Annotated in this window: 10 protein-coding genes and 1 tRNA gene; all 11 read left to right on the top strand. The window is 62.0% G+C overall.

The features are described 5' to 3' along the window. Nucleotides 1–204 precede the first annotated feature (204 nt). The 11 genes from RUH75_RS22595 to RUH75_RS22645 all read left to right on the top strand — a co-directional run bounded on the left by RUH75_RS22595 (nucleotide 205) and on the right by RUH75_RS22645 (nucleotide 8,928). Nucleotides 205–2,220: a M13 family metallopeptidase gene (locus RUH75_RS22595; RefSeq protein WP_313809454.1), complete on the top strand. Its 2,016-nt coding sequence runs from the start codon at nucleotides 205–207 to the stop codon at nucleotides 2,218–2,220. A gap of 209 nt (nucleotides 2,221–2,429) precedes the next feature. Continuing rightward, nucleotides 2,430–2,834 (top strand): DUF4168 domain-containing protein, encoded by a 405-nt coding sequence (locus RUH75_RS22600; RefSeq protein WP_313809455.1) that lies wholly within the window; start codon nucleotides 2,430–2,432, stop codon nucleotides 2,832–2,834. Between the two features lie 44 nt (nucleotides 2,835–2,878). After that, on the top strand, nucleotides 2,879–4,168 hold the full coding sequence (locus RUH75_RS22605) for an adenosylmethionine--8-amino-7-oxononanoate transaminase (RefSeq protein WP_313809456.1): 1,290 nt from the start codon (nucleotides 2,879–2,881) through the stop codon (nucleotides 4,166–4,168). 60 nt (nucleotides 4,169–4,228) lie between these two features. Next, the gene (infA, locus tag RUH75_RS22610) at nucleotides 4,229–4,447 is read left to right on the top strand and encodes a translation initiation factor IF-1 (RefSeq protein ID WP_003049127.1); all 219 of its coding nucleotides are present in this window, start codon (nucleotides 4,229–4,231) and stop codon (nucleotides 4,445–4,447) included. Nucleotides 4,448–4,459: 12 nt separating this feature from the next. Further along, complete coding sequence (locus RUH75_RS22615) at nucleotides 4,460–5,032, top strand: nucleoside triphosphate pyrophosphatase (protein WP_313809457.1); 573 nt, start codon at nucleotides 4,460–4,462, stop codon at nucleotides 5,030–5,032. A gap of 63 nt (nucleotides 5,033–5,095) precedes the next feature. Then, nucleotides 5,096–6,085, top strand: coding sequence for a ribonuclease (locus RUH75_RS22620; protein ID WP_313809458.1), 990 nt, complete (start codon nucleotides 5,096–5,098; stop codon nucleotides 6,083–6,085). Continuing rightward, nucleotides 6,075–6,269, top strand: a complete 195-nt coding sequence (locus RUH75_RS22625; RefSeq protein WP_313809459.1) for a DNA gyrase inhibitor YacG — start codon at nucleotides 6,075–6,077, stop codon at nucleotides 6,267–6,269. Before RUH75_RS22620 ends, RUH75_RS22625 begins: the two co-directional genes overlap by 11 nt. Nucleotides 6,270–6,318: 49 nt before the next feature. Further along, nucleotides 6,319–6,394: transfer RNA gene (locus RUH75_RS22630), tRNA-Phe, on the top strand. Between the two features lie 194 nt (nucleotides 6,395–6,588). Further along, complete coding sequence (locus RUH75_RS22635; RefSeq protein ID WP_313809462.1) at nucleotides 6,589–7,845, top strand: phage integrase central domain-containing protein; 1,257 nt, start codon at nucleotides 6,589–6,591, stop codon at nucleotides 7,843–7,845. A gap of 80 nt (nucleotides 7,846–7,925) precedes the next feature. After that, nucleotides 7,926–8,678, top strand: a complete 753-nt coding sequence (locus tag RUH75_RS22640) for a hypothetical protein (RefSeq protein WP_313809460.1) — start codon at nucleotides 7,926–7,928, stop codon at nucleotides 8,676–8,678. Between the two features lie 109 nt (nucleotides 8,679–8,787). Continuing rightward, nucleotides 8,788–8,928, top strand: a complete 141-nt coding sequence (locus RUH75_RS22645) for a hypothetical protein (protein WP_313809461.1) — start codon at nucleotides 8,788–8,790, stop codon at nucleotides 8,926–8,928. The last annotated feature ends 16 nt before the right edge of the window (nucleotides 8,929–8,944 follow it).

Genomic DNA, 8,944 nt, shown 5'->3' on the forward strand with positions numbered 1-8,944 from the left:
CGCGACAGCCCGGTCCCGCCGTTTGAACGGGACTCCTGCCGTCGCAGGAGCACGTTATTCTTCCGCGGCCAGGCCCCCCCAAAACCCGCAAGCCCCGCCAATTTTTCGACCAACGACATGGACATGGGGGCCGGGGGCGGCTCAACTCCCTGCCATCATGGGCACGTCTTCGCGCCCTGACCATGAAGCAAGGGAAAGCTTTTGATGAAATATCTCCTCCTCGGCGCAGCGGCAGTTGCGCTGGCCGCCGGCGCGTCCGTCGCCCAGACCGATCCGGCTGCCAGGCCCACCTATGGCAGTTACGGCTTCGACAGTGCCGGCATGGACAGATCGGTCAAGCCCGGCGACGATTTCTACGATCATGCCAATGGCACATGGGCGAAGAACACGCCGATCCCGGCGGACAAGTCCAATTACGGTGCCTTCAACGTGCTGGACGACCTGTCGCGCGAGCGGACCAAGGGCATTCTCGACGCTGCGCAGAACGACCCGGCCAGCAAGATCGGCGCCGCCTATGCCAGCTATCTGGATGCCACCACGGTCGAGAAGAAGGGCTTGAACCCGGCCAAACCGTGGCTGGCGAAGATCAAGGGCGTCAAGGACAAGGCCGGCTACGCCAGGCTCGCCGCCCAAGCCGCCCGGGCAGGCATTGACGGCCCCTTCGGCTTCTATGTCAATCAGGACGACAAGGACCCTGAAACCTATATCCTCGTGCTGCATCAGGATGGCCTTGGCCTGCCCGACCGCGATTTCTACCTCGAACCCGACGCGAAAATGGCGGCGATCCGCACCGCCTATGTCGCGCATCTGGAAAAGATGCTGACGCTGGCCGGGGAAACCGATGCCAAGGTCCGCGCCGCCGCGCTGATGGCGTTCGAGACGGAGATCGCCAGGGTCCACTGGACGCAGGTGGACAGCCGCGATGCCGACAAAACCTATAACAAGATGACCCTGGCGGATTTGCAGAAGGCCGCGCCCGGTTTCGATTTCACCGCTTATTTCGCCGCCAACAAACTCGCGCCCAAGGATTTGCTGGTGTCGCAGCCCAGCGCGGTCACCGGCGAAGCCGCGCTGATCGCCAAGGCGCCGGTCGGGGTATTGAAGGACGCGCTGCTGCTGCGCACGCTGCACAGCCTTGCCGATGATCTGCCCGACAGCATCGCCAACGAGAATTTCGCCTTCTATGGCACCACCCTCTCCGGCACGCCGGAGCGCGAGGCCCGCTGGAAGCGCGCGGTGGATTTCCTGAAAAGCTCGATGGGCGAGGAAGTCGGCAAGGTCTATGTCGCGAAATATTTCCCGCCCGAAACCAAGGCGGCGATGGATCAGCTGGTCAGGAATGTGATCGCTGCCATGGGCCGCCGCATCGATGGCCTGACATGGATGAGCGACGCCGCCAAGGCCCGCGCCCACAGGAAGCTGGCCGCCTTCACGCCCAAAATCGGCTATCCCGACAAATGGCGCGATTATACCGGCCTGACGATCAAGCGCGACGACCTGTTCGGCAATGCGCTGCGGTCGAACCAGTATGAGTTCGACTATCAGATGGGCAAGCTCGGCAAGCCGATCTATCGCTGGGAATGGGGCATGACCCCGATGGAGATCAACGCCTATGCCAATTTCGGCATGGTGGAGATCGTCTTCCCCGCTGCCATATTGCAACCGCCCTTCTTCGATCCCCATGCCGATCCGGCTGTGAACTATGGCGGTATTGGCGCGGTGATCGGCCATGAACTCAGCCATCATTTCGACGATCAGGGCGCGAAATATGACGAGACAGGCAAGCTCAACCAGTGGTGGAGCGATCAGGACGTCGCCAATTTCAAGGCGCTGACGGACCGGCTGGTCAAGCAATATGACGCCTATGAACCCTTCCCCGGCGCGCATGTGAAAGGCGCCTTCACCTTGGGCGAGAATATTGGCGACCTTGCCGGAGTCGCGGTGGCGCTTGATGCCTATCATGCGTCGCTCGGCGGCAAGCCCGCGCCGGTGATCGACGGCACCACCGGCGACCAGCGCTTCTTCCTGGGCTGGGCGCAGGTATGGCGGCGCAATTATCGCGAGCCCAATCTGCGTCAGCGTCTGGTCACCGATCCGCATTCGCCGTCGCAATATCGCGCCGACACGGTGCGCAATTTCGACCAATGGTATGCGGCCTTCAAGCCGGAGGCGGGCGGCAAGATCACCCTCGCGCCGCAGGATCGGGTGAAGATCTGGTGAGAATCGGGGCGGGACCCGGTTTGACAAATCCGGTCCCGTCCCATTGCGAAGGCGCAATGATTCGGGCGCGCGGTGAATCGTTTGCCTTGCACGATTGGCTGCTATTAATTTGTTGACTGTCTCTTAAATGCAACGTTTCACCGGAAGGCTCTTTAATCCGGCCGGCCTCTTCCACAGCTTTCATTTTGGTAAAGTTGAGGAGAAGCATTTTGACGGGTCTGAATAACATTCTTCTGAAGGCCGGTGTCGCGTCATTGGCCCTGGCTGCTGCCGCGCCTGCCTTTGCGCAGGATGCTGCCGCCCCCGCTGCTCCGGCGCAGGCCGCTCCGGCTGCCCCGGCCGCAGGCGCCAGCACCTTCACCGATGCCGAGATCAAGCAGTTTGCCGCCGCCGCCGTCGAGGTGACGAAAATCCAGCAGGATGCGTCGATCGCCGATGCCGACAAGCAACCCAAGATGCTGGCGGCGCTTCAGGCGTCCGGCATTCCGCCGGAAAAATTCAACCAGATCGGTCAGGCCGCGGCCGCTGATCCAGCGCTTCAGCAGAAGATCCAGGCCGCTGCGCCTGCTGCCGCTGCGGCCCCGGCTTCGCCCGCCACCCCGCCTGCCCAATAAGCGCGGCATTGCGGAAGGGGAGGCGCCTGGCCTAAGCAACGGCCATGACCTCCCCTGTCTGGCACCCCTTTTTCCAGCACGGCCTGAACGAGCCGATCCCCCATGTCCTGCGGGCAGAGGGGGCTTTGCTGCATCTGGCCGATGGCGGCACGCTGATCGATTGCATCGCGAGCTGGTGGGTGACGACCCACGGCCATTGCCATCCCCGGATCGCGGCCGCCATTGCGAGCCAGGCGGGCCAGCTCGATCAGCTGATCTTTGCCGGCTACACCCACGGACCGGCCGAAGAAGTGGCGCGGGGACTGGTCGATCTCGCCCCGAAGGCGGCGGATCGCGATCCGCTCGCCCATGTGTCCTTCTCCGACAGCGGCTCCACGGCGGTCGAGGTCGCGCTTAAAATGGCGCTCGGCTACTGGCATAACCGGGCGCTCGACGGCCTGTCCGAGCCGCGCCACCGCATCCTCGTCCTTCAGCACGGCTATCATGGCGACACCATCGGCGCGATGTCGATCGGCGAGCGAGGCGTCTACAATGCCGCTTGGTCGCCCCTGCTGTTCGATGTGGGCATCATCCCCTTTCCCCATGCGGGTATGGAACAGGCAACGCTCGACGCTCTGGAAGCCGCCTGCGCGCAAAAGCCTGCCGCCTTCATCGTCGAGCCGTTGATCCTTGGGGCGGGGGGGATGCTGATCTACCCGGCGCCTGTCCTGCGGGCGATGGCCGCGATCTGCGCCCGCCACGACGTCCTGTTCATCGCGGACGAGGTGATGACCGGATGGGGCCGCACCGGCACGCTGTTCGCCTGCGAGCAGGCGGGCGTGGTGCCGGACATCATGGCGGTGGCGAAGGGCATCACCGGCGGCGCGATCCCGCTCGCCGCGACGCTGGCCACGCCGCGCATCTTCGAAGCGCACCGATCCACCGACCGCGCCCGGCTTTTCTACCATTCGAGCAGCTATACCGCGAACGCCATCGCCTGCGCCGCCGCCGCCGCCAATCTCGCCATCTGGCGGGAAGAGGATGTGCTGGGCCGCATCGCGATTCTCGGCAAGGGGATGGCGCAGCGACTCGAACGGCTCGGCGCGCATCCCGCCTTCGCCAATCCGCGCCAGATCGGCGTGATCGCGGCCATCGACCTGATCGCGCCGGACGCGGGCTATCTCTCCGACCTCGCGCCGCGCCTGCGTGCCTTCGCGGGAGAAAACGGCCTCTTGCTGCGCCCGCTCGGCAATAGCATCTATCTGATGCCGCCCTATTGCCTTGACGCAGATCAGCTGGATCACGTCTTCGCGGTGCTCGAGAAAGCGGGTGATGCGTTTGGCGTTTCAGCCTGAACTTTCTTTTTCGGTTTTTTGGCGCTATGGCGGCGCGATTTTTCGATTTCTCAGGATATTATGGCAAAAGAAGAACTGCTTGAAATGCGCGGACAGGTTGTGGAGCTTCTCCCCAACGCCATGTTCCGCGTGCGGCTGGAAAATGATCACGAAATTCTCGGCCACACCGCCGGGAAGATGCGCAAGAACCGCATCCGCGTGCTGGTGGGCGACGAAGTGCTGGTCGAACTGACCCCTTACGACCTCACCAAGGGTCGGATCACCTACCGCTTCAAATAAGCCGCTTTTCTGATGCGGCTCATCCTTGCTTCGGCTTCCCCCAGACGGCGCGACCTTCTGGGACAGATTGGCGTGTCTCCCGATGCGGTGGACCCGGCCGACGTCGATGAAACCCCAATGAAGGTCGAACTGCCGGCCGCCTATGCCGTGCGTGTCGCCGCCGACAAGGGCGCCCTGGTGGCGCAGCGTCATCCCGGCGCGCTGGTCCTTTCGGGCGATACTGTGGTCGCCGCGGGCCGTCGCATCTTGCCCAAGACGGAAAGCGAGGCCGAAGCGCGCGAGTGCCTCAAACTCCTCTCAGGCCGGCGCCACCGCGTCCTGAGCGCCATCACCCTGATCGACGCGGAGGGCAGGGCCCGCCACCGCCTTTCGACCAATATCGTGACCTTCAAACGCCTCGATCGCGCCGAAATCGACGCCTATATCGCGTCGGAGGAATGGCACGGCAAGGCGGGCGGCTACGCGATCCAGGGCCGCGCCGCCGGCCTGATCCGCGCCATCCAGGGCAGCCACAGCGCGATCATGGGCCTGCCCCTTTACGAAACCCGCGCGCTGCTCAAGGCAGCGGGCTATCCACTGGACTAGAGGGAGCCAAGGGAAATGGCACATTTCCCGGCTCGGCAATCCCGACCAACAGGACTGAACCGCATGGCCGAATGGCTCTATGAAGAAGGTATTGGTGAGGCCCGCGCCGCACTGATCGAAAAGGGCAAGCTGGTCGAAGCGCAGATCGAACGGGAGAGCGACGCCGCCCGCGCCGGATCGGTCATGCAGGGCAAGCTCGTCCGCACCGTCATCCCCAAGAAGCGCGGCATCGCCCGCCTGATCTCGGGCGAGGAAGTGTTGGTCGAACCCATTCCGCCGAAAATCGCGGAGGGTGCCACCGTCCTCCTCGACATCCTGCGCGAAGCCATCCCGGAAGAGGGCCGCGCCAAGCTCGCCAAGGCGCGCATCGCCCAGCCCGGCTCGAAAGCGCATCCCGCCCCCAGCCTGCTCCAGCGCCTGCGCGGCACGGGCATCCCCATCATCCCCTGCCCCGCGCATGAAGAGGACCGTTTCGAGGCCCATGGCTGGAGCGAACTGATGGAAGAGGCGATCTCCGGCGACATCGGCACGGAGGAAGCCGCCCTGCGCATCTTCCCCACGCCTGCGATGATCCTGATCGACGTCGACGGCTCCATGCCCCCTGCCAAGCTCGGTCCCAAGGGCGCGAAACTGGCCGCGCAGGCGATCCGCCGAATGGGCCTCACCGGCTCGATCGGCATCGACCTGCCGACGATGAACAACAAGGATGAGCGCGCCGTCGCCTCCGCCCAGATCGACAAATATCTGCCGCTCCCGTTCGAGCGTACGGCGGTCAACGGCTTCGGCTTCGTCCAGATCATCCGCCGCCGCGAGCGCATGAACCTCATGGAACTGCTCCGCGCCGATCCGGTCGAGACGGCGGCGCTGGCCCTCCTCCGCAGGGCCGAACGCCACGGCAATGGCGGCCCCGCAACGATTACCGCCGCCCCCGCGATCATCGACCGCCTGCATAAGGCGCCCGACTGGATCGAAACCCTCGCCCGCCGCCGCGGCGGCGCGGTCAGCTTGAAGGCGGACGCGACCCTCGCCATATCGGCTGGCCATGTCGCCTAAAGCTGCCTCCTGCCCGATCTGCGGCCAGCCCTCGCATCCCGAAACCCGCCCCTTTTGCGGGAAGGCCTGCCGCGACCGCGACCTTCTGCAATGGCTGGGTGAAGGATATAGCGTACCCGGCGCGCCGGCTTCGGACGAGATGAAAAAAAGTGGCGACGATGGGGTAGACAGCACCCCGGCCTGATGCCTATAGGCACGCCTCACGACGCGCCGGTGGTCCTCACCGGAAGCGTGCCCGGGTAGCTCAGTTGGTAGAGCATGCGACTGAAAATCGCAGTGTCGGCGGTTCGACTCCGTCCCCGGGCACCATTTACCTGTTCGCCAAGTCCCGCGAATGATTGAGAAAACCCCAGAAAACTGCTAAAAATGCCCACGAAATGGCCGGGCTTGTTCGGCTATGTTCGCCAGCAATCACGCTCTGTTGGGGGTATGGCTGGGGGTGGTCTGCAAAAGTGCTGATCGAAATACCCCCAGATTGCGGCGACGATTTGGGGGTGGCCGAAATGGCGCTGACAGATACCACGATCAAGAATGCCAAACCGAAGGCTAAGCCCTACAAGCTGGCGGACGAAAAAGGTTTGCATCTGCTGGTGCATCCTTCGGGCGGCTTGCTGTGGCGCATGAAATATCGGGTGGATGGCGCGGACGATCAGGGCCAGCCGAAGCGAATCGAAAAGCTGCTGTCTTTCGGCAGCTATCCCGAAATCAGTTTGAAGGGTGCGCGGGTTCTGCGCGATGAGGCCCGCAAGCGACTGGCCGAGGGCATTGATCCCGGCCAAGCGAAAAAGGAGGCCAAGATTGCGATCATGCTGGGCGCGGCCAACAGCTTCGCGGCGGTTGCAGAGGAATATATTGCCCGCATGGAGCAGGAAGGCCGGGCACAGGCCACGATGGATAAGGTGCGCTGGCTGTCGACGCTGTTGATCCCCGCCATTGGCGCGCGTCCGATTGCCGAAGTAACGCCGCATGAATTGCTGGCTGTGTTGAAGAAGGTGGAGCAATCCGGCAAGCGGGAGACGGCTGGCCGGATGCGCTCTTTTGCCAGCCGCGTGTTTCGCTATGCGGTCGCAACGGCGCGGGCCAGCAATGACCCGGCGCAAATGTTGCTAGGCGCGCTGGTGCCGCCAAAGGTAAAGCATCATGCGGCCATCACCGATCCAAAGGCGTTGGGTGAGCTGTTGCGGGCGATGGATAGCTATCAGGGCCAGCCCGCCACGCTCTATGCCTTGCGCCTGACTCCTCACATCTTCCAACGGCCCGGCGAAGTGAGGCAGATGGAATGGTCGGAAATTGACTTCGATAAGGCAGTCTGGACGATCCCCGCCAGCCGCATGAAAATGCGTGAGCCGCACCATGTCCCGTTGTCGGAGCAGGCGCTTGCCATCCTCCACGACATGCAGGCTTTGACCGGACGTGGCATCTATGTTTTCCCGTCTATCCGGTCGGCCTCCCGGCCTATGTCTGAAAATACGATCAATGGGGCACTGCGGCGGCTTGGTTATAGCGGCGACGAAATGACAGCCCATGGCTTTCGGTCGACGGCCAGCTCTCTATTGAACGAAAGCGGCAAGTGGAACCCGGACGCTATCGAGCGCGCCTTATCGCACCGCGAAGCCAATCAAGTGCGAGCGGCCTATCATCGGTCGGTCTATTGGGCCGAGCGGGTGCAGATGGCGCAGTGGTGGAGCGATCATCTGGATATGCTTCGGAGAGGGGGCGAGGTTGTCCAATTTCATTTGGCTGCTAAATCAACGGCGTGAAGCTAATCTCATCCGCCGAAACAATCGCCTTTCTTGCTGCCGCATCCCCCCGCCCGTGGGTAAAGCGGATGCTCCTTTGGATGATCTATGAAGGCGAAATAAATCCATATTTCACGGCTGGCTTCATCAAATCCAAGGGTAGAGTTGCAGAACTAATTCTAACGCTTCCCAATGAATATTTGGATGAACTCCGAGAGGGCGGAGCGAGCCCGTTGAAAACGAGCCCTAGGCTTGACGAATTTTTAAGAGAGCAATTTTCTGAAGACCTTGCCGAAAAGTTGGTTGGCAAGGATGGCATGGACTCCTTCGAAGAAGATTCATTGTCCTGGGATGATAGTGATGAACCCCATCATGTAGGAGCCGGGTTTTTCATATTTGCAGAAGAGATAGATTGGGAAGCGGGCACACTGAGAACAAGCTTCATACCGTCGCCAAAAAATAGGGAAGAACACTTATTTTGGGATCAAGAGGAGCATCTGCCATCTGAGCTAGACGATCCCGATTTTGAGGTGAGTTTATCGGGGATGTGCTTTGAACTTACGAAGGTCGAAATGCTCTTGCCCAATGAACGCATAACGGCCGTGTCGCCTATGGTGACAGCGCGGGGCGATCAAGCCAAGTCTCTAGGTCGGCCTCGAAAGTGGGATTGGGATGGTGCAATGGCCCACATCGTGATGCTCGCCAACAAACCCGACGGTTTGCCTACTGGCGCAGGTGCTCAAGCCCGCATCGAGGAAATGCTTCAACAATGGTTTTTAGACCAAAGTGGAGATGCGCCTGCGTTAAGTCAGATTCGGCAGCGCGCTCAAAAGATCGTGGGCGGTATGGGTTAAAAAGCCTTCGGGCCTTTTGACCCATTATCAGCCATTCAGGCCGAAAGCCGAAGCCAGAACTTGCATCCTGTGTTCGCCAACATTCTGGCGAACACAACGGAGTGCAATCATGGAACCCATCGCAACATCCATCAACGGCGCTGCCAAGGCTCTGAGCCTGGGGCGCACGTCCATTTATGCGCTGATCAAGGAAGGCCGTCTGGAGACGGTGAAGCTGGACGGCTCGAAGAACCGAGTGATTTCGGCGTGATGGCGTAGCAAGGAGC

This window comes from Sphingobium sp., assembly GCF_032153725.1.
GTDB lineage: Bacteria > Pseudomonadota > Alphaproteobacteria > Sphingomonadales > Sphingomonadaceae > Sphingobium.

Bases quoted from the DNA above. Each gene is read 5' to 3' on its own strand.
- RUH75_RS22645 (WP_313809461.1), top strand. From the start codon at position 8,788: ATGGAACCCATCGCAACATCCATCAACGGCGCTGCCAAGGCTCTGAGC.
- RUH75_RS22605 (WP_313809456.1), top strand. From the start codon at position 2,879: ATGACCTCCCCTGTCTGGCACCCCTTTTTCCAGCACGGCCTGAACGAG.
- RUH75_RS22595 (WP_313809454.1), top strand. From the start codon at position 205: ATGAAATATCTCCTCCTCGGCGCAGCGGCAGTTGCGCTGGCCGCCGGC.
- RUH75_RS22620 (WP_313809458.1), top strand. From the start codon at position 5,096: ATGGCCGAATGGCTCTATGAAGAAGGTATTGGTGAGGCCCGCGCCGCA.
- RUH75_RS22625 (WP_313809459.1), top strand. From the start codon at position 6,075: ATGTCGCCTAAAGCTGCCTCCTGCCCGATCTGCGGCCAGCCCTCGCAT.
- RUH75_RS22635 (WP_313809462.1), top strand. From the start codon at position 6,589: ATGGCGCTGACAGATACCACGATCAAGAATGCCAAACCGAAGGCTAAG.
- RUH75_RS22615 (WP_313809457.1), top strand. From the start codon at position 4,460: ATGCGGCTCATCCTTGCTTCGGCTTCCCCCAGACGGCGCGACCTTCTG.
- infA (WP_003049127.1), top strand. From the start codon at position 4,229: ATGGCAAAAGAAGAACTGCTTGAAATGCGCGGACAGGTTGTGGAGCTT.
- RUH75_RS22640 (WP_313809460.1), top strand. From the start codon at position 7,926: ATGATCTATGAAGGCGAAATAAATCCATATTTCACGGCTGGCTTCATC.